Annotated in this window: 16 protein-coding genes and 2 pseudogenes; 9 read left to right on the top strand and 9 right to left on the bottom strand. The window is 62.7% G+C overall.

Annotation, left to right across the window (positions count from 1 at the left end; all coding sequences use genetic code 11):
- Positions 1–2: 2 nt before the first annotated feature.
- Positions 3–1,373 (bottom strand): GntT/GntP/DsdX family permease, encoded by a 1,371-nt coding sequence (locus BLQ09_RS30520; protein WP_027606947.1) that lies wholly within the window; start codon positions 1,371–1,373, stop codon positions 3–5.
- A 185-nt stretch (positions 1,374–1,558) separates the two neighbouring features.
- Here BLQ09_RS30520 and BLQ09_RS30525 point away from each other — a divergent pair, with 185 nt between their 5' ends.
- From BLQ09_RS30525 to BLQ09_RS30535, 3 genes are read left to right on the top strand one after another with little or no spacing between them, the layout of a single operon-like run.
- Positions 1,559–2,779: a TolC family protein gene (locus tag BLQ09_RS30525; RefSeq protein WP_092359783.1), complete on the top strand. Its 1,221-nt coding sequence runs from the start codon at positions 1,559–1,561 to the stop codon at positions 2,777–2,779.
- Between the two features lie 18 nt (positions 2,780–2,797).
- Positions 2,798–3,904, top strand: a complete 1,107-nt coding sequence (locus BLQ09_RS30530; RefSeq protein WP_092359785.1) for an efflux RND transporter periplasmic adaptor subunit — start codon at positions 2,798–2,800, stop codon at positions 3,902–3,904.
- An 18-nt stretch (positions 3,905–3,922) separates the two neighbouring features.
- On the top strand, positions 3,923–7,069 hold the full coding sequence (locus BLQ09_RS30535; RefSeq protein WP_092359787.1) for a CusA/CzcA family heavy metal efflux RND transporter: 3,147 nt from the start codon (positions 3,923–3,925) through the stop codon (positions 7,067–7,069).
- On the opposite strand, the gene BLQ09_RS30540 is transcribed toward BLQ09_RS30535, so the two are convergent.
- The 3 genes from BLQ09_RS30540 to BLQ09_RS30550 all read right to left on the bottom strand — a co-directional run bounded on the left by BLQ09_RS30540 (position 6,993) and on the right by BLQ09_RS30550 (position 10,758).
- Positions 6,993–8,429: a heavy metal sensor histidine kinase gene (locus BLQ09_RS30540; protein ID WP_092359789.1), complete on the bottom strand. Its 1,437-nt coding sequence runs from the start codon at positions 8,427–8,429 to the stop codon at positions 6,993–6,995. The genes BLQ09_RS30535 and BLQ09_RS30540 overlap by 77 nt on opposite strands.
- Positions 8,426–9,100: a heavy metal response regulator transcription factor gene (locus BLQ09_RS30545; RefSeq protein WP_027606942.1), complete on the bottom strand. Its 675-nt coding sequence runs from the start codon at positions 9,098–9,100 to the stop codon at positions 8,426–8,428. The genes BLQ09_RS30540 and BLQ09_RS30545 overlap by 4 nt, the downstream gene beginning before the upstream one ends.
- Positions 9,101–9,438: 338 nt before the next feature.
- On the bottom strand, positions 9,439–10,758 hold the full coding sequence (locus tag BLQ09_RS30550; RefSeq protein ID WP_027606941.1) for an OprD family porin: 1,320 nt from the start codon (positions 10,756–10,758) through the stop codon (positions 9,439–9,441).
- A 225-nt stretch (positions 10,759–10,983) separates the two neighbouring features.
- Between BLQ09_RS30550 and BLQ09_RS30555 the strand changes: the two genes are divergently transcribed.
- The 4 genes and pseudogenes from BLQ09_RS30555 (at position 10,984) to BLQ09_RS30565 (ending at position 13,371) form a co-directional block, all read left to right on the top strand.
- Positions 10,984–11,316 carry a DUF2790 domain-containing protein gene (locus BLQ09_RS30555; protein ID WP_092359791.1) on the top strand — a complete coding sequence of 111 codons (333 nt, stop codon included), beginning with the start codon at positions 10,984–10,986 and terminating at the stop codon, positions 11,314–11,316.
- A 194-nt stretch (positions 11,317–11,510) separates the two neighbouring features.
- Positions 11,511–12,197 (top strand): annotated as a pseudogene (locus BLQ09_RS32110) (PAS domain-containing protein); the annotation flags it as partial.
- Positions 12,198–12,308: 111 nt separating this feature from the next.
- A pseudogene (locus BLQ09_RS32115) lies at positions 12,309–12,737 on the top strand (methyl-accepting chemotaxis protein); the annotation flags it as partial.
- 58 nt (positions 12,738–12,795) lie between these two features.
- Complete coding sequence (locus tag BLQ09_RS30565) at positions 12,796–13,371, top strand: flavin reductase family protein (RefSeq protein WP_092359793.1); 576 nt, start codon at positions 12,796–12,798, stop codon at positions 13,369–13,371.
- A 6-nt stretch (positions 13,372–13,377) separates the two neighbouring features.
- Here the strand turns inward: BLQ09_RS30565 and BLQ09_RS30570 are convergent, their stop codons facing one another.
- Positions 13,378–14,187 carry an AraC family transcriptional regulator gene (locus tag BLQ09_RS30570; protein WP_027606937.1) on the bottom strand — a complete coding sequence of 270 codons (810 nt, stop codon included), beginning with the start codon at positions 14,185–14,187 and terminating at the stop codon, positions 13,378–13,380.
- A 137-nt stretch (positions 14,188–14,324) separates the two neighbouring features.
- Here BLQ09_RS30570 and BLQ09_RS30575 point away from each other — a divergent pair, with 137 nt between their 5' ends.
- Both BLQ09_RS30575 and ddlA read left to right on the top strand, forming a co-directional pair.
- A complete protein-coding gene (locus tag BLQ09_RS30575) occupies positions 14,325–14,963 on the top strand; it encodes a LysE family transporter (protein ID WP_027606936.1) in 639 nt (212 codons plus the stop codon).
- A 44-nt stretch (positions 14,964–15,007) separates the two neighbouring features.
- Positions 15,008–16,102 carry a D-alanine--D-alanine ligase gene (ddlA, locus tag BLQ09_RS30580; protein WP_027606935.1) on the top strand — a complete coding sequence of 365 codons (1,095 nt, stop codon included), beginning with the start codon at positions 15,008–15,010 and terminating at the stop codon, positions 16,100–16,102.
- A 26-nt stretch (positions 16,103–16,128) separates the two neighbouring features.
- Here the strand turns inward: ddlA and BLQ09_RS30585 are convergent, their stop codons facing one another.
- From BLQ09_RS30585 to BLQ09_RS30600, 4 genes are all read right to left on the bottom strand, one after another.
- Positions 16,129–16,443 carry a helix-turn-helix domain-containing protein gene (locus BLQ09_RS30585; RefSeq protein WP_027606934.1) on the bottom strand — a complete coding sequence of 105 codons (315 nt, stop codon included), beginning with the start codon at positions 16,441–16,443 and terminating at the stop codon, positions 16,129–16,131.
- A 121-nt stretch (positions 16,444–16,564) separates the two neighbouring features.
- A complete protein-coding gene (gene pgeF, locus BLQ09_RS30590; protein ID WP_027606933.1) occupies positions 16,565–17,287 on the bottom strand; it encodes a peptidoglycan editing factor PgeF in 723 nt (240 codons plus the stop codon).
- 23 nt (positions 17,288–17,310) lie between these two features.
- Positions 17,311–19,140: a gamma-glutamyltransferase gene (ggt, locus tag BLQ09_RS30595; protein ID WP_051429385.1), complete on the bottom strand. Its 1,830-nt coding sequence runs from the start codon at positions 19,138–19,140 to the stop codon at positions 17,311–17,313.
- Between the two features lie 36 nt (positions 19,141–19,176).
- On the bottom strand, positions 19,177–19,956 hold the full coding sequence (locus BLQ09_RS30600; RefSeq protein WP_027606931.1) for a PhzF family phenazine biosynthesis protein: 780 nt from the start codon (positions 19,954–19,956) through the stop codon (positions 19,177–19,179).
- Positions 19,957–20,020: the final 64 nt, after the last annotated feature.

The raw sequence follows: 20,020 nt of genomic DNA on the forward strand, positions 1-20,020 counted from the left end.
ACTCAGGTCAAAAAGTGCCAGAGCAGCAGGGTACCGATCAGGCCGACGACCGAAACAATCGTCTGCAACACCGACCACACCCAAATCGTCTGCTTCAGCTGCAAGCCAAAGTACTCGCGCACCATCCAGAACCCCGCATCATTGACGTGGCAGAAGAACACCGAACCTGCGCCGATCGCCAGCGCCACCAGTGAGCTTTGCGTCGCCGCCAACCCGGCCATCATCGGTGCGAGGATGCCGGCGGTCGTGGTGGTGGCGACCGTGGCCGAGCCGGTGGCCTGGCGCAGCGCCACGGCGATCAACCAGGCCAGCAGCAGGTACGGCATGTGCGCGCCTTCGGCGACTTTGCTGATGGTTTGGCTGACGCCGGCATCCAGCAAGGTTTGCTTGAGGCCGCCGCCGGCGCCGATGGTCAGCAGCAACACGGCGATGGGGGCAAGGGCCTTGCGCAGGGTGTTGCCGACCTCAGCGCGCGGCATCCCGGCGGCCCAGCCCAGGCAGATCACGGCGGCGATCACCGCCAGGCCCAGGGCGATCAGCGGTTCGCCGAGGAATTTCAGGGTCAGGCCCACGCTGCTTTCCGCTGGCAGCGCGACTTTGGCCAGGGTGCTGCCGAGCATCAGAATCACCGGTAACAGAATGATCAGCAATGACACGCCAAAGCTCGGCTGGCGCGGGGCCTTGGGCGGGGCGCTGAACAGCGCGCCGATGTCGGCCGGCTCATCCACATGCAGGCGTTTGGACAGCCAGTTGCCATAGAGCGGCCCGGCGAGGATCACCGCCGGCACCGCCAGGCAAAAGCCCAGCAACATGGTCAGGCCCAGGTCGGCGTGCAACGCGCCCACCGCAATCAGCGGCCCCGGGTGCGGTGGCATCAAGGCGTGCAAGGTGGTCATGCCCGCCAGCGCCGGGATGGCGATTTTCAACAGCGGCTGGTTCGAACGTTTGGCCATCACAAAGATGATTGGCACCATCATCACCAGGCCTACTTCGAAGAACAGCGGCAGGCCGATCACCATCGCCACCAGCGCCATCACCCATGGCAACGACTTGCCCTTGCCCAGCCCGAGCAGGGTGGTGGCGATGCGGTCGGCCGCGCCGGATTCCGCCATCAGCGCACCCAGCATCGAGCCCAGGGCAATGATGATCCCGGCCTCACCGAGGATCGCCCCGGCGCCCTTGCTGAAGGCCTTGGCCACCTCTTCCGCTGGCAGCCCGGCGCCGACCCCGGCGATAAAGGTGCCGATCAGGATCGACAGGAACGGCGGCAACTTGGTCGCGCTGATCAGCACGATGATGCTGGCGATGGCCAGCAGTACGCAGAGCATGAGACGGGTGTCGTGAACCATCCACGCGGCAGTCGATAACGCCAAGGCGGGACTCCTTATCGAACAGGTTGGGAAAATTGTTTCTTTTTATTTCCTGCCCCAAAAGCATACCTGATAACGCCCGCCGTAGAGCCATTGCTGTCGGATTTGTAATCTTTGCTCCACCGCCCTGATAAGTCGCGAACGCTACATTCTCCCGGCTTTTACTTTATGGGCGTGGAACTCTCGTTATGGCAATTTCCGTTAGAAAGCTGGTGGGGGCGACGCTGTTGTGGGGCGCCGCCAGCATTGCCCAGGCACAAACCCTTACCCTCGACACCGCCCTGCAAACTGCCTTCGCCAACAATCCTGACCTGGCGGTTGCGCAATGGGACATCGAGATCGCCGCGGGCGGTCGCCAGCAGGCCGGGCTGATCCCCAATCCGGTGGCGTCCTGGGATGCCGAAGACACTCGTCGCGATACGCGCACCACCACCCTCAAGCTCAGCCAAACCCTGGAACTGGGCGGCAAGCGCGGTGCCCGCATTGACGTGGCGACGCGTGCCCAGGACGCCGCCGCACTGGCCTTGGAACAGCGCCGCAATACGTTGCGCGCCGAGGTGATCGAGGGCTATTACGGCGCCCTGCGCGCCCAGGAACGTCTCGACCTGGCCCAGCGTTCCCTGGCCTTGGCCGAGCGCGGGCTGGTGGTCGCCAACGGCCGCGTGACTGCCGGCAAATCCTCACCGGTGGAAGCCACGCGTGCCCAGGTGCAGTTGTCGGAGATTCGCCTCGAACTCAACCGCGCACACATGGGCCTCACCGACGCCTATCGTCGCCTGGCCGCCAGTACCGGCAGCGCGGCGACCGACTTCCAGGCCGTCGCCACGCCAAGCCACTCCACACCGCCGTTGCCGTCCGCCACGCACCTGTTGGCGCGCCTTGAACAGACCGCCGAACTGCGCCTGGCCGAACTGCAGATTGTGCAGAACGAAGCCAGCGTGGGCCTGGAAAAAGCCCAGCGTATTCCCGACCTGGATGTGTCCATTGGCAGTCAGTACGACGCCAGTGTGCGCGAGCGGGTGAACCTGGTCGGCGTGTCGATGCCGATTCCGTTGTTCAACCGCAACCAGGGCAACGTGCTCGCCGCCACGCGCCGTGCCGATCAGGCCCGCGACCTGCGCAACGCTGCCGAATTGCGCCTGCGTACCGAAACGCGCCAGGCCCTGGACCTGTGGCAAACCGCGAACAGCGAAGTGCGCGCATTCAACCAGCAGATTCTGCCCGCCGCCCAACGCGCGGTGGACAGCGCCACCCGCGGCTTCGAGATGGGCAAGTTCAACTTCCTCGACGTGCTCGACGCCCAGCGCACCCTGATCGCGGCGCGCACCCAATACCTTGCGGCCACCGCCCAGGCCACCGATGCCTGGCTGCGCATCGAACGGATTTACGGCGACCTCGCCCGGTTTTGATTTTTTCTGGAGTGCCTTATGAATAAACGACACGGCGTGGCGCTTGCCGTCGCCTTGGGCCTGATGCTGTCCGGCGTGGCCAACGCCGAGGAAGAAGAAGGCACCCTCGAGCTGACTGAACAACAAATCCAGGCCGCCGGCATCGAGCTCGCCGAGGCCCGACCCCGGTCGATCAGCACATTGCTGACGCTGCCAGGGGAGGTGCGTTTCGACGAAGACCGTACCTCGCATATCGTCCCGCGCGCGGCCGGTGTGGTGGAATCCGTGAAGGTCAATCTTGGCCAGGCGGTGAAGAAGGGCGAGCTGCTCGCGGTGATCGCCAGCCAGCAGATTTCCGACCAGCGCAGTGAGCTGGCGGCCAGCGAGCGTCGGGTTGAACTGGCGCGTATCACCTTCCAGCGTGAACGCCAGTTGTGGCAGGACAAAATCTCCGCCGAGCAGGATTACCTGCTGGCGCGCCAAACCCTGCAAGAAGCCGAAATCGCGCTGAACAATGCCCGCCAAAAAATGACCGCGCTCAGCGGCAACACGGTATTGGCCGGCGGCAATCGTTACGAACTGCGTGCGCCGTTCGCGGGCGTGGTGGTGGAAAAGCACCTCGGTGTCGGCGAGGTGGTGAGCGAGACCAGTAACGCCTTCACGCTGTCTGACCTGTCCCAGGTGTGGGTCACCTTCGGCGTATTTCCCAAGGATTTGAACAAGGTCCGGCTCGGCAAACCGGTGAAAGTCAGCTCCACGGAAATGGGCACCGACGTGCTGGGCACCGTGGCCTATGTCGGCAATTTGCTCGGCGAGCAAACGCGCACCGCCACCGTACGTGTGACGGTGCCCAACCCCGACGACGCCTGGCGCCCTGGACTGTTCGTCACCGTGCAACTGGCCACCGACACTTACCAGGCCAAGGTCACCGTGCCGCAAACGGCGATCCAGACCGTCGAGGAAAAACCCTCGGTCTTCGTACGCACCCCAGACGGTTTTATCACCCGCCATCTTGAGCTTGGCGCCAGTGAAAACGGCTACGTCGAAGTGCGCCAGGGCCTGGAGGCCGGAGCCCAGGTGACCACCACCGGCAGCTTCATCCTCAAGTCCGAATTGGGCAAGGGCTCGGCCGAGCACGCCCATTGATCCTGCGAGTGATTTCCCATGTTTGAGCGCCTTATCCAATTCGCCATCGAGCAGCGCATCATCGTGCTGCTGGCGGTGCTGTTGATGGCCGGTGTCGGCATTGCCAGCTATCAGAAACTGCCCATCGACGCGGTGCCCGACATCACCAATGTGCAGGTGCAGATCAACTCGGCGGCGGCCGGTTTTTCGCCGCTGGAGACCGAGCAGCGCATTACCTTTCCCATCGAAACCGCGATGGCCGGCTTGCCGGGCCTGCAGCAGACCCGTTCGCTGTCACGCTCCGGTTTGTCCCAGGTGACGGTGATCTTCAAGGACGGCACCGACCTGTTCTTCGCCCGCCAGTTGGTCAACGAGCGCCTGCAGGTTGCCCGCGAGCAATTGCCTGTGGGGATTGAAACGGCGATGGGGCCGATTTCCACCGGCCTCGGGGAGATTTTCCTGTGGACCGTGGAGGCTGAAGAGGGCGCCCGCAAGGACGACGGCACGCCCTACACGCCGACCGACCTGCGGGTGATCCAGGACTGGATCATCAAGCCGCAACTGCGCAACGTGCCCGGTGTGGCCGAGATCAACACCATCGGCGGCTTCGCCAAGGAATACCAGATCGCCCCCGACCCCAAGCGCCTGGCGGCCTACAACCTGACCTTGAACGATCTGGTCACGGCACTGGAGCGCAACAACGCCAACGTCGGCGCCGGGTACATCGAGCGCAACGGCGAGCAATTGTTGATCCGCGCGCCGGGGCAGGTGGCGTCCATCGACGACATCGCCAATATCGTCATCACCACGTCCGACGGCACGCCGATCCGCGTGCGCAATGTCGCCCAGGTCGAGATCGGCCGTGAACTGCGGACCGGCGCCGCCACGGAAAACGGCCGTGAAGTGGTGCTGGGCACGGTGTTTATGTTGATCGGAGAAAACAGCCGCACGGTGTCCCAGGCGGTGGCTTCCAGGCTCGAACAAATCAACCGTTCGCTGCCCGAAGGCGTGGTGGCGGTGACCGTCTACGACCGCACCAACCTTGTCGAAAAAGCCATTGCCACGGTGAAGAAAAACCTCTTCGAGGGTGCGCTGCTGGTGGTCGCGGTGCTGTTCCTGTTCCTCGGCAATATCCGCGCGGCGCTGATCACCGCGATGGTGATTCCCCTGGCGATGTTGTTCACCTTTACCGGCATGTTCACCCACAAAGTCAGCGCCAACCTGATGAGCCTCGGCGCGCTGGACTTCGGCATTATCGTCGACGGCGCGGTGGTGATCGTCGAGAACGCTATCCGCCGCCTGGCCCATGCGCAGCAGCGCCATGGCCGCCTGCTGACCCGCAGCGAGCGCCTGCACGAGGTGTTCGCGGCGGCCAAGGAAGCGCGGCGTGCACTGATCTTCGGGCAGCTGATCATCATGGTCGTTTACCTGCCGATCTTCGCCCTCACCGGTGTGGCCGGGAAGATGTTCCACCCCATGGCGTTCACCGTGGTGATCGCGCTGCTGGGGGCGATGATTTTGTCAGTGACCTTCGTACCGGCGGCGATTGCGCTGTTCGTCACCGGCAAGGTCAAGGAAGAAGAAAACCTGGTGATGCGTACCGCGCGCCGGGCCTATGGGCCGGTGTTGGATTGGGTGATGGCGCGCCGGCCACTGGTGTTCGGCCTGGCCGTGCTGACCATTGTTGCGTCGGGCGTGGTGGCCAGCCGCATGGGCAGTGAGTTTATCCCCAGCCTCAGCGAGGGCGACTTCGCCCAACAGGCCCTGCGCGTGCCCGGCACCAGCCTGACGCAATCGGTGCAGATGCAGCAGCAGCTGGAAAAAACCTTGATGGCCCATGTGCCGGAAATCGAGCGGGTATTCGCCCGTACCGGTACGGCGGAAATCGCCTCCGACCCGATGCCGCCGAATATTTCCGACAGCTACGTGATGCTTAAACCGAAGGCGCAATGGCCGGACCCGAATAAATCCCGCGACACCCTGATCGCCGATATCCAGCGCGCCAGTGCGATTGTGCCGGGCAGTGCGTACGAGTTGTCGCAACCGATCCAGCTGCGTTTCAACGAGCTGATTTCCGGGGTGCGCAGTGATGTGGCGGTGAAGGTATTCGGCGACGACATGGCGGTGCTCAACACCACCGCCGCAGACATTGCCGAGACCCTGCAAGGCCTCGATGGCGCTTCGGAAGTGAAGGTCGAACAGACGTCCGGCCTGCCGGTGCTGACCATCAATATCGACCGTGACAAGGCCGCGCGCTTTGGCCTGAATGTCGGCGATGTGCAGGACACCATTGCCGTCGCCGTCGGTGGGCGCCAGGCCGGTACCCTGTATGAAGGTGACCGGCGTTTCGACATGGTTGTGCGCTTGTCCGACGCGCTGCGTACTGATATCGACGGCTTGTCGCGGCTGCTGATTCCGGTGCCGGCGCTGGCCGGGAATGCGGCGGGGCAGTTGGGGTTCATTGCGTTGTCCCAGGTCGCCAGCCTGGACCTGGTGCTCGGCCCGAACCAGATCAGCCGCGAGAACGGCAAGCGTCTGGTGATCGTCAGTGCCAACGTGCGCGGGCGGGATATGGGATCGTTCGTGGAAGAGGCCGAGGCGGCGATCACGGCGCAGGTGAAAGTGCCAGCGGGTTACTGGACCACCTGGGGCGGCCAGTTCGAACAGTTGAAGGAAGCCGCCGAGCGTTTGCAGATCGTGGTGCCGGTGGCGTTGCTGCTGGTGTTCGGGTTGCTGTTCATGATGTTCAACAACCTCAAGGACGGGCTGCTGGTGTTTACCGGGATTCCGTTCGCGTTGACCGGCGGGATCATGGCGCTGTGGTTGCGCGATATTCCACTGTCGATCTCGGCAGGCGTGGGCTTTATCGCCTTGTCCGGCGTGGCGGTGCTCAACGGCCTGGTGATGATTGCCTTCATCCGCAACCTGCGCGAGGAAGGACGCTCGCTGTCGGTGGCTATCCACGAGGGCGCGCTGACCCGCCTGCGCCCGGTATTGATGACCGCGCTGGTGGCCTCCCTGGGGTTTATCCCCATGGCCCTGGCCACCGGCACCGGCGCCGAAGTGCAGCGTCCGTTGGCGACGGTGGTGATCGGCGGGATCATTTCTTCTACCTTGCTGACCTTGCTGGTGCTGCCGGCGTTGTACCAGTGGGCCCATCGCAAGGAAGAGGAAACACCAGGCTGAACCGTGTAAACCGGCCTGGCTGGCTGCTGACGTCGGTGTGCCCCTGATGCAGCTGCATGATCGACTGCACAATGGCCAGCCCCAGCCCCGTGCCACCTTCGGCGCGGGTACGGCTGCTGTCGGCGCGGTAGAAGCGTTCGAACAGATGCGGCAGGTGGTGCGCTTCGATGCCACGCCCGGGGTTGCCCACCGACAACGCCACGCTCTGGTCGTAGGTCTCCACCAGCAGCAGCACGCTGGAGCCTTCGGGCGTATGGCGGATGGCATTGGACAGCAGGTTGGAAATCGCCCGCTGGATCATCAGGCGATCGCCCGTCACCCAGGCGTCGCCGCGCAGGTTGAGGGTCACGTGTTTGTCTTCGGCGCTGAGGGCGAACAGCGCCATCACCCGTTGTGCTTCTTCACCCAATGACACCGGGCCAAACCCGGCCCGCGCCGCCGGATGGCTGACCTGGGCCAGGAACAGCATGTCGGAGACGATGCGCGACAGGCGTTCCATTTCCTCGGTGCAGGATTCCAGCCCCGCCTTGTATTCCTCCGAGGGCCGTTCGCGGGACAGGGTCACCTGGGCCTTGCCCATCAGGTTGGTCAGCGGCGCACGCAGCTCGTGGGCGAGGTCGTCGGAGAACTGCGACAACTGCTGCACACCGGCGTCCAGGCGACGCAGCATTACGTTGATGCTTTGCGCCAACTCGCCCAGCTCCTGGGGCAGGTTGTCGATGGATAAACGGTGGGTCAGGTCCTGGGTCGTCACCTGGGCCGCGACATGGCTGAACTGCTTCAACGGCGCCAACCCACGCTGCACCAGCCACCAGGCGCCCATGCCGATCAGGACCAGCAGCATCGGCAGGGCGATGAGGGTGGCGCGCAGGTAGGCACTGAGCAGGGCCTGGTCATCCCTGCGGTCCAGCGACAGCAACACCCGTACGCGCTCGCCGCTGGCCAGGCGCATCAGGCTGGAGGCACTGAGTACCTGGTTGCCGTCCTGGTCTTGCCAGTTGAGGTAACCGAGGGTTTCCCGAGGGGAGAAGTCGGTCAGCAACGGTTCCTGGGGTTTGGCGCCGACACTGAGCAGCACCGCGTTATCGGGTGCGGTGCCGACGATGGTCAGGTAGAAATTGTCATGGCCCATCACCAGGTCCAGCAACGAGTGGGGGCGGGCTTTGATTGCGTGGGTGTCCAGGCCCAGCGCTAGGCTGTGCTGGAGCTGTTCCATCTTGCTTTCCAGGCCCTTGCGCGCGAGCTTTTCCAGCTCATGGGTCAAGGCCAGGTAGGCCAGGGTCGCCAACAGCACCACCAGCCCGGCGCCCATGAGGCTGACCGTCAGCCCCAGGCGCATCGACAGGCTGCTGGTCCTCATTGGCGCGCCTCCAGCACATAACCCACGCCGCGAATGGTGTGGATCAATTTGACCTCGCTCTGGTCATCGACCTTGCCCCGCAGGCGGCTGATGGAGACCTCGACCACGTTGGTGTCGCAGTCGAAGTTCATGTCCCACACCAGCGAGATGATCTGCGTGCGGGTCATTACCTCGCCGGCCTGGCGCATCAACACATGCAGCAGGGCGAATTCCTTGGTGGTCAGGTCGATGCGCCGGCTGCCGCGATAGGCGCGATGGCGACGCGGGTCCAGCTCCAGGTCCGCGACGCGCAGCACATCCGGCAGCGGGATATGTTCGCTGCGGCGCAGCAAGGTGCGCACACGGGCCAGCAGTTCGGGGAACTCGAAGGGTTTGACCAGGTAATCGTCGGCGCCCATGTCCAGGCCCTTGATCTTGTCGGCCAGGCGGCCGCGCGCGGTCAGCATCATCACGCGCTGGTTGCCGTCCCGGCGCAGTTGTTCCAGTACCTCCCAGCCGTCGGTATTGGGCAGGTTCACGTCGAGGATCACCAGTTCGTAGGTGTGCTGCCGGGCCAGGTGCAGGCCGTCGATGCCGCTGGCGGCGCAATCGACGACGTAGCCACTTTCGGTCAGGCCTTGCTGCAAGTAATCGGCGGTTTTCTGCTCGTCCTCAACCACAAGGATACGCATGGGGATTTACCTTCAAGGAAAACGAAAGGAGATGGCCTCATAGAGGCTGAATGGGCTGTAGGAAAACTCTGAAGCCTAAAGTAGCTTTAGGGTCAAGCCGCGTCAGGCCGGTGCGACGATTCGTCACTGACCGGGCACGCAAAAAAAACGCCCCGGCTGGGGCGTATAAAATTCATCTCTGTTCCAAAGGAGCTACACAAAAGCCGCAGAGATGAGAGGTGTTCGATGCGCAGTATAAAAAGTGCAACTTAACGAGAAGGTGAGGCCGATATTACAGTTCTGACAGACTTCAACCTGTGAACAGATGTAGGGCATCGGCAAGTGAATGTAAGCGCGTCTTAAAGCACCGCCAGTGGGTATTCGATAATGACGCGGACTTCTTCAAGGTCGGACTCGAATGAACTTGAGCGCACGGTGGCCTGGCGCAGTCGCAGCGATAAGTCCTTCAAGTTGCCGCTTTGCACCACGTACTTGGCTTCGATATCCCGCTCCCAGCGGCGTTGGTCGGTGAGCGGATCGCCGGCGGCATCGCGGCGCATATACACCGCGTTGGCGTTGCTGTAGTCGGCGCCGGTGCCCTTGCCGTAGCGGGTCATGAACGACAGGCCGGGAATGCCGAATGGCTGCATGTCCAGGTCGTAGCGCAGCATCCACGAGCGCTCCTTGGGCGAGTTGAAGTCGCTGTACTGGATCGAGTTGTTGAGGAAGATCGAGTCCGACTGGCGCAGGTAATCGAAGTCGTCATCGCCGTTGTTGCGCTGGTGCGAAACGGCCAGGCTGTGGGCGCCCACCTTCACGCCGAGCCGGGCGCTCCAGATGCTGTTATCGAATTCACCCAGCAGCTTTTTGCCTTCGTCCACGGCCTTGTAGTAGTTGATGTCGCCGAACAGCGAAACGTCTTCGTTCAGCGGGTAACTGGCGGCGCTGCCGACGTAGTACTGGTCCCAGGCGTCCTTCAGGCGGCTGCTGTACAGGCTCAGGCTCAGGTGTTTGTTGAGTTGGTAATCACCACCGGCATAGCCGATCCAGGGCGAGTCCACGGGGCCTGCGTAAAACGTCGCAAAGCCCTTGTTCATGCCGCTTTCGTTGGGTTGGCTCATGCCGCTCAGACGCCCGCCCTGCAAGGTCAGGCCTTCCAGGCTGGTGTTCTGCAGGGTCACGCCACGGAAGCTTTCCGGCAACACCCGCGAATCGCCGTAGGCCACCACGGGGGTCAGCGGGAACACGTCGCCGGCCTTGATCACCGTGTCCAATACCCGCAGTTTCGCCGCGCCGCCGACCTTGCTGTAGTTGTCTTCAGGATGGTTGTTGCTGTCCACCGGCAGCACGCCGAACGAGCCCTTGCCGCCGCTGCGGCCGGTGCCCGAGTCGAGCTTCACGCCGACCATGGCGAAGGCGTCCAGGCCAAACCCCACGGTGCCCTGGGTAAAACCGGATTCGAATTGACCGATCAGTCCCTGGGCCCAGGCTTCGGAATAGCCATTACCGGTGGGGCTGGATTGGCCCTTGCGGTCATCGCGGTTGAAGTAAAAATTGCGCGCCAGCACGTTCACGCTGCTGCCTTCGATAAACCCTTCAGGTTTGTCTTCCGCGGCCACGGCTGCCAGGGGCAATGTGGCGATCAGTGAAAGGGGAAGGGTGTAATAACGGATCCGCATGTTTCGCTCCTCGGTGTTGGCAGTTATCAGCTTCTTATGGAGGCGGGCGTTCTTATTGATCTGGCCCGGGCTGATAGTTGCAAACCGTGGATAACGATTGGGTGGCGTGAACATTACAATTCTGGAAGCTCGTCGCCACCTAACAAATAAGTAATGTTCTGGTGAACATCGCGTCAGGGTTCGTTCGTTAGTCTCGGCACTGAACTTTCAGTCGAGGAACAGGTGATGAACTTTTCTACCGCAGGCGTGGGTGTACTAACGGCCGTCCTGTCATTCGGCGCATTGGCCGAAGGCGGGGGGGACCGGACCTTTGCCCTGATGATGGAACGCAATGAAAAAGCCATGGCCGCCTACGCCGAGAGAAACGGTAAGCCGGCGCCCCAGGTCCAGGTGTATCGCTATGGCATGGACCTGGACATTGCCAAGGTGGTCAACGTGACGCCGCCGATCCGCGCGTGCAATACCGTGCCTTCGCGCATGACCTATGAAGACTCCAGCGGCAAGCTCACCACGTTGGAGTACCAAGTCATGGGCGTGTGCCGAAATAACGGCAGTTAATGGCGTCAAAAAAAGAGTGGGGTGTAGCGCCTGAGTTCGCTTCAGAAACAGCCCATAGGGCCGATGCAGATCTGATACTTCTCTCCCATCGACCTCGGTGCCCTATGTTTAACACCCGCTTGAAGCAGGAGCTGTCCGCTCTTCGCGAAGAACTGTCCAGCTTGCAACAGGTCAGGGAGAGCCTGGAAAGCGAAATGCTCTGCCTGACGCTGGACGCAGAAGGTCGGGTTGAATGGGCCAATGCCAACTTTCTGCAGGAACTGGTCTACCAGAGTTCCACGCTGCTGGGGCGCCCCATCGAAGACCTGGTGCCCGCCCATGTGCGCCAGGACGAATTCCAGCAGCGCTTCAAGAACGCCCTGCTGCGCGGTGAGCATTTCGCCGGCGCCGTACGCCTGATGCGCGGTAACGGGCAGGAAGCCTGGTTGCGCTCGATTGTGCAGCCGGTGCGCAGTTCCGATGGGCGCATCAAGCATTTTTCGATTTACTCCAGCGACCTCACCCGCACCATCGAAGCGTCGCGCGAGCATGAAAACCTGATCACCGCGCTGGTGCGTTCCACCGCCGTGATCGAGTTTGACCTGGATGGGCACGTGCTGACCGCGAACGACCGTTTCCTCAGCGGCATGGGCTACAGCCTGGCGCAGATCCAGGGCAAGCATCACCGTATCTTCTGTGAGCCGCAGGAGTACAACAGCGCCGAGTACCAGCATTTCTGGAAACGCCTGAACGCCGGAGAATTCGTCGCAGCGCGCTTCAAGCGTGTGGACAGCCATGGCCGCGTGGTGTGGCTGGAAGCCACCTACAATCCGGTGCTGGACGCCAATGATCGTTTGTACAAAGTGGTCAAGTTCGCCACGGTGATTACCGATCAGGTCAATCGGGAGCAAGCCGTCGCCGAGGCCGCGAACATTGCCTACAGCACCTCGTTGCATACCGACGACAGCGCCCAGCGCGGTACCACCGTGGTGACGCAGGCGGTGGAGGTGATGCGCGACCTGGCCACGCACATGCAGGCGGCGGGTGAAGGCATCGAGGCACTGAACGCGCAATCCCAAGTGATCGGCACCATCGTCAAGACCATCAGCGGCATTGCCGAACAGACCAATTTGCTGGCGCTCAACGCGGCCATCGAAGCGGCACGTGCCGGCGAGCAAGGCCGGGGCTTTGCGGTGGTGGCCGATGAGGTGCGCCAGTTGGCATCACGGACCAGCAAAGCCACCGAGGAAATTGTTGGTGTGGTGCGTCAGAACCAGGATATGGCCCGCGACGCGGTGGCCCTGATGACCGACGGCCGCCTGCAAGCCGAGCAAGGCCTGGCCCTGGCGGCGGAAGCGGGCACGGTGATCGTGGAGATCCAGGACGGCGCACAGAAGGTGGTCAGCGCCGTAGGACAATTCGCTAACCAACTGTCGAGCTGATCCATAGGGCTGATGCTTGAGGTATCGTAGGTTTTTTCGTTTGAAGAGCCGATCCTCCATGAGCCCTACCCACTGCCGCCCCGTTCCGTTGCCCAAGGCCTATCGTTTGCTCAACCACGGGCCAACCGTGCTGGTGAGTGCGGCCCACAACGGCCAGCGCAATATCATGGCGGCCGCCTGGGCCATGCCGCTGGATTTCGAACCGCCGAAAGTCGCCGTGGTGCTGGACAAGGCCACCTGGACTCGCCAATTGCTGGAAGGTGCCGGCAGCTTCGTGCTGCAGGTGCCCTGTGTGGCCCAGGTCGACCTCGTGCAGACGGTCGGCAATACCACCGGCACCGAGCGTGACAAGTTCGCCGCTTATGGCCTGCAAACCTTCAACGGTGAACACACTGAGGCGCCGTTGCTGGAAGGCTGTGTAGCCTGGCTGGAATGCCGCTTGCTCCCCGAGCCCCACAACCAGCAGGCCTATGACCTGTTCCTCGGCGAAGTGGTCGCAGCCTATGCCGACGAACGTGTGTTCAGCGAAGGCCGCTGGCACTTTGAAGGGCATGATCAGTTACGCACCTTGCACCATGTAGCGGGTGGTCATTTCCTGAGCATCGGCGAGCCCATCGATGGGCATTCGCTATAAGCGTACTCAACGCCCGAGCATCTTCACCCATCGCGACGGCGGCATACCGTAGGTGCTGCGAAATTGCCGGGTCATGTGGCTCTGGTCGGTGAAGCCGGCGGTCAGCGCCGCGTCCACCAGCGACTGCCCCTGTGCCAGCAGACTGCGCACCAGGTCCAGACGGCGCATCGTCAGGTAGCGATAGGGGCTGGTGCCGAACAGCACGCGAAAGTCCCGCGACAATGCCCAGCGGTCGCGGCCGGCGTGGTCGGCCATTTCGTCCAGGGTGATGCTGCGGCCCAGGGCGCTGTGGATAAACTCCCGGGCGCGCTCGGCGGCGACGTAATCGAACGCCTTGCGGCTGACGATGGCGCCCGCGGCGTTGCTCAGCGCGTGGGCCAGGTCGAACATCGCGTCCTGTTCCTGCAATGGGTCGATGGGGTTATCCAGGTTTTGCAGCAGCACATCGCTGGCGCGGAACAGCCTGGGGTCAGTGGACAAGCCGCCGGGGATAAACGGCAATGGCTTGCCGCCAAGGATCTGCTGGATCAGCGACGGCTCCACGTAAATCATCCGGTACTTGAAACCTTCCTCACTGCCGGCGTGGCCGTCGTGGGTCTCATCGGGATGAAGCACCATGGTCGTGCCGGGCAGGCTGTGGATCATGTCGCCGCGGTAGTGAAAACTCTGTACGCCAGACAAGGTACGCCCGATGGCATAGGTGTCATGGCGATGGGGGTCGAAGGCGAAACCGGCGAAGTACGCCTCGATACGGTCCAGGCCGCTGGCGTGGGGGGCACGGTGCAGCCAGTCGAAGTTGCGGGTCGGTTTGCCCATGGTGGCTTGTCACAAAAAGAGGTGGAAACACGTTAACCCAGTCTGCATCCCTTGTCTGCCGGGGTCTTGTACGATTGTGCAGGCGGCGGGCGAGGTCTATGCTCCCTGCTCGTGCCCTGCGCTGATGGAGCCGCCCCATGGAATTTATCAACCCCACCTATGTGGCGCCTCTGGTCTCGCTGGCCCTGCTGTGGACGGTGGCGGTGGTGACGCCGGGTCCCAACTTCTTCAACACCGCACAGTTGGCTGCCAGTTGTTCGCGCCGCCATGGCGTGGTGGCTTCGGCGGGCGTGTCCACTGGCACGATCATGTGGGGGCTGGCGGGTGGGCTGGGCATCAAGTCGCTGTTTACCGCCGCGCCCATGTTGTACCTGGCGTTCAAGATCATCGGCGGCTGCTACCTGATTTACCTGGGGCTGAAACTGTTCAAGCGCTCGGCACCGGCGATGGGCCAGAGCCTGTTGCCGGACGAAGCGCGCCGCTCGTTGTTTTCCGCCTGGCGCCTGGGGTTGCTGGGCAACCTGTCCAACCCCAAGGCCGCGTTGTTCGTCGCCACCATCTTCGCCTCCACCATGCCGCCGTCGCCGTCGCCGATGCTGCTGACCCTGGCGGTGATCACCATGGCCACCCTGTCGTTCAGCTGGTATTCCTGCGTGGCCCTGGTGTTTTCCAGTGCGCACATGGCCAACCTCTACAGCCGCTCGCGCAAATGGCTCGACCGTTTTGCCGGCGGTTGCTACGTGTTGTTCGGCGCACACCTGGTAGCGAATCGCTGACCGTCCGTGGTAAGAAGCCTTACTTTCAACAGTGAGGCCGGGTCATGAGCAAGGTGCGGGTAGGGATTATTTTTGGTGGCCGTTCGGCCGAGCACGAGGTCTCGTTGCAGTCGGCGCGCAATATTGTCGATGCACTCGACCGCACCCGCTTCGAGCCGGTTTTGATCGGCATCGACAAGGCCGGCCACTGGCACCTCAACGACACCTCGAACTTCCTGATCAACCAGGAAAACCCGGCACTCATCGCACTCAACCAATCCAACCGCGAACTGGCGGTGGTACCCGGCAAGGCCAGCCAGCAGGTGGTGGAAACCTCCGGTAACGGCCTGCTGGCACACATCGACGTGATCTTTCCCATCGTCCACGGCACCCTCGGCGAAGACGGCTGCCTGCAAGGCCTGTTGCGCATGGCTGACCTGCCTTTCGTCGGTTCCGACGTGCTCGGCTCGGCGGTGTGCATGGACAAGGACATCAGCAAACGCCTGCTGCGCGACGCAGGCATTGCCGTGACGCCGTTCATCACCCTGACCCGCAGCAACGCCGCGCGTACTTCCTTTGAAACAGCGGTGAATAAACTCGGCCTGCCGATGTTCGTCAAACCGGCCAACCAGGGTTCTTCGGTGGGCGTGAGCAAGGTTGGCAACGAGGCTGAGTACCACGCCGCGGTTGAACTGGCCCTGGGTTTTGATCAAAAGGTGCTGGTGGAGTCGGCGGTCCAGGGCCGCGAAATCGAATGCGCCGTGCTGGGCAACGAAAACCCTGTGGCCAGCGGCTGCGGCGAGATCGTGGTGAACAGCGGTTTCTACTCCTACGACAGTAAATACATCGACGGCCAGGCGGCCCAGGTGGTGGTGCCGGCGGACATCAGCCATGCAGCCAGTGAGCGGATTCGCCGCTTGGCCCTTGAGGCATTTGAGGTGTTGGGCTGCGCGGGGTTGGCGCGGGTCGATGTGTTCCTGACCGACGACGGCGAAGTGCTGATCAACGAAATCAACTCACTGCCCGGCTTCACCCGCATCAGCATGTACCCCAAGCTGTGGCAGGCGGCGGGGATGAGCTACAGCGAGCTGGTGAGCCGGTTGATCGAGCTGGCGTTGGAGCGGCATGCGGGGCGGAAGGGGTTGAAGATCAGCCGTTGATCTTCAGGGAGTGGCCAGTAATGCCATCAGGCCTTACTGAGGACCTCCCGAAAAACGTCTGGCCTTATGGCCGCAATATGCAGCAGTGAGCGTGCTGCGCCGGAGGGGGAACGACGCCCCTGTTCCCACTCCTGAAGGGTCCTTACCGAAACCCCCAAAAGCTCGGCAAATTTGGGTTGCGACAGTCCTGTCTTGCTTCTTGCTTCGGCAGCTTGAGTGATTTCGACCTGGTGCATGGCGCCGTAGCGTCCTGCTTTAACATCCTGAACAGCGCTCAGTAATTCTTCGCCGATATTGCGTTTGGCGTCACGTTCCTGCAGTTGTTTATCAGTGAGAGGCATGGTTCATCTCCTTCGCAATTTTGTACAGGATGTGCGCTGGAATATTCTCCGTAGCGCCCTTGCCGTAAATCTCTGAAGACATGTAGAGGATTTGAGAAAGAGTGTTGTAGGCCTTCTCCTATTAGTCTGTGCGAGCAATCCACGAATAAATCAACGTCTTCGCTTCCTCCGGCTGATGCGTCCTTCTGCGGTAGCTGGCAAACGTCGGCGACGTGCAGTAGGTACACACCTCGCTCACGTCGATCTGCTCACGCTTGACACCCGCCGCTTGCAGCAGCAACAACCCATACCCGCTCAAGTCAAACCACGCACTGCCTGCTTGCCTTGCATGGGGCGGACTGATTTGCGGGGACCGCAGCGGTGCCGGTTGCACGTAGCTCCACGGCGCCTGGGCGTGTTGCCACAGGTGCCCTTGGTCACTCTGGAACTCGGCGATAAACCCGTCGCTCACTTCATAACAGCACGGCTTGATCGAGGGGCCGATAGCTACTTGCAGCTGGTCGGCTGCAATCCCTTCGGCGGCAAAGCGCTGCATGACGTTGGCGATAATCCCGCGTTGCAGCCCCTTCCAGCCGCCATGGACTGCCGCCACCCGTTCGCCGGTTTTCGACGCGAACAGAATGGGCAGGCAATCGGCGGTGATCACCGCGATCGAGTGAGCGTGGTGCGTCAACACACCATCGGCCTCGATCGTATTGGCCACCTGGCCGGCCTGCCATTCAATCACAGAGGCGCTGTGCACTTGCTTGCAGATGAACACTTCATCCGGGCGCCGTGGGTCGTCGATCGAACAGAAACCGTGGTCGATGCCAGGGATGGCAGCGAGATTTTCAGCCTGATGCAAGGGCTTACCTCCGTTCAATAAAATCAGTCGCCGAGCGCCTCGCCTTCGCGCCGAGGGTCGGCGCCGCCGCTGAGCGACACCTTACCCTGGGCGTCCCGCTTGAGCACGATGGCCTGGATGCCGCTGGTCATGTCGATCTCGCTCAGCTCATGGCCCTTGTCCTTCAATACCTGCTTCAGGCCTGGGCTGAACAACCCGGCCTCCAGCTCGGTAGCCCCATTGCGGCTGCCGAAATTGGGCAGGCCGATGGCGGCTTGCGGGTCGAGTTTCCAGTCGAGCAGCGCCACCAGGGATTTGCTCACGTACTCGATGATTTGCGAGCCGCCCGGCGAACCGAGCGTAGCCAGCAATTCACCGCTCTCGCGGTCGAACACCAGGGTCGGCGCCATCGCCGAGCGCGGGCGTTTGCCGGGTTGCACGCGGTTGGCGACCGGCTGGCCGTTTTCTTCGGGGATGAATGAGAAGTCGGTCATCTGGTTATTGAGCAAGAAGCCCTGGACCATTACATGGGAGCCAAACGCTGCTTCCACCGTGGTAGTCATCGACACGGCGCCACCCAGGTCATCTACGGCGACGACTTGTGACGTGGAGATGCGCAGCGGCGAACGGTCCGGTGCATACGCGACTTGAATACCGGCCGGTCGGCCTGGCTTGGCGATGCCCAGGCTGCGCTCGCCGATCAGCGTGGCACGCTGTGCCAGGTAGTTCGGGGCCACGAGGCCGGCCACCGGCACCGGTGTGAAGTCCGCATCGGCCACGTACAGCGCACGGTCGGCAAAGGCCAGGCGACCGGCTTCGGCGATCAGGTGCACGGCCTCGGGCGTGGGCTCAAGCCCGGCAGGCGAAGCGCTTTTTATCGGTGTCATCGGCGCGATGGCCAGGCGCGGGTCGCGGGCTTCCAGGGCCTGCAATGTGCCGAGCATCTGCGCGACCGCAATCCCGCCTGAGGACGGCGGCGGCATGCCGCAGACTTTCCAGCGTTTGTAATCGGTGCACAACGGCGCGCGTTCCTTGGCGACGTAGCCCTTGAGGTCGGCTTGAGTCAGGCTGCCGGCATTACGGTTGCCCTGCACCTTGCGCGCAATCTCATCGGCAATCGGCCCGTGGTACAAGGCGTCCGGTCCTTCCTTGGCGATGCGCTTGAACACAGCGGCCAGCGCCGGGTTTTTCAGCCGTGTACCGGCGGCTTTTGGCGTGCCGTCGGCATTCAGAAAGTAGGCCGCCATCTCCGGCGATTGCGGGATAAAGCGGTCTGCGGCGATCAGGCTGTGCAAGCGCGGTGAAATCGCGAAGCCCTGCTCCGACAAGCGAATCGCCGGCTCGAACAGCTTGGCCCATTGCAGGCGGCCGGTCTTCCTATGGGCCATTTCCAGGGCCCGCAGCACCCCGGGCGTGCCCACCGAACGCCCGCCGATCTGTGCGTCGGTGAAGGCCATCGGCGTGCCGTCGGCGTTCAGGAACAACCGCTCGGTCGCCCCGGCCGGAGCCGTTTCCCGGCCGTCATAGGCGTGCACGTTTTTCCCGTCCCACAGCATGATGAACGCACCGCCGCCAATGCCGGAGGATTGTGGTTCCACCAGGGTCAACACCGCCTGCATCGCAATGGCGGCGTCAATGGCCGAGCCGCCCTGGCGCAACATCTCGCGGCCGGCCTCGGCCGCCAGCGGGTTGGCGGCGGCGGCCATATGGCGCTCGGCATGGCGGGTGCTGAGGTCGGTGCGATAGCCCGAGCCCAACTCCGGTGCCGGTGGCTGGTCGTTGACCGGGGTGTGGCAGGCAGCCAGGGTCAGGGCTGCGGCCATGAGTGACAGTTGGCGGCGGGAAATCGAAAACACGTGCTGAACTCCGTTCATTGTGCGAATGATCTGTTGTCCGTGGGGCGCTGCGGTTTACAGGTAAATCGTGCCTTGCATGTACAACACTGCCTTGCCGGAAATAATCACGCGGTCGCCCTGCAGCTCGCAGTGCAACTGGCCCTTGCGCTGGCCCCCTTGCTCGGCCGTCAAGTGCGACTTGCCCAGGCGCTCGGCCCAGAACGGTGCCAGCGAGGTGTGTGCCGAACCGGTGACCGGGTCTTCATCGATCCCCACATTCGGCCCGAACCAGCGCGAAATGAAATCAAACCGGGTGCTCTTGGCGGTGACTGCAATCCCGCGCTTGGGTAGGCCCTTGAGCCGCGAAAAGTCAGGCGTCAGCGCGGCGACCTGGGCTTCGTCGTCCACCAGCACGATGTAGTCATCGGTGCCGAACACGTCGGCGCTCTCGATCCCCAGGGCACTCAACATTCCAGCGGGCGGTTCGCAGCGCTGTGGTTGCCGGGCGGGGAAATCCATCGCCAGCTCATCACCCTTGCGCGTCACCCGTAGCTCGCCGCTGCGGGTGGCAAAGCGCAGCATCTGGGGTGCATCCGCCAGCGCGTGAATCAACACCCACGCTGTCGCCAGCGTGGCATGGCCGCACAGGTCGACTTCGACTTGCGGGGTAAACCAGCGCAACTCATAGAACCCATCGCGGGGCACGAAGTAGGCGGTTTCGGAGAGGTTGTTTTCGGCGGCGATATGCTGCAGTTGCTCATCGGGCAGCCACTCGGTGAGCGGGCACACCGCGGCAGGGTTGCCGCCGAAGGCATGTTGGCTGAAGGCGTCGACTTGGTAGATGTCCAGTTTCACCGTGAAGCACTCCGTGCGTGGGGGAGGCTGGACACTAACAGTGGTAAGTGAGTGCGTCAAAAGC

Origin of the sequence: Pseudomonas sp. NFACC25 (assembly GCF_900100935.1) — a bacterium.
Lineage (GTDB): Bacteria > Pseudomonadota > Gammaproteobacteria > Pseudomonadales > Pseudomonadaceae > Aquipseudomonas > Aquipseudomonas marginalis.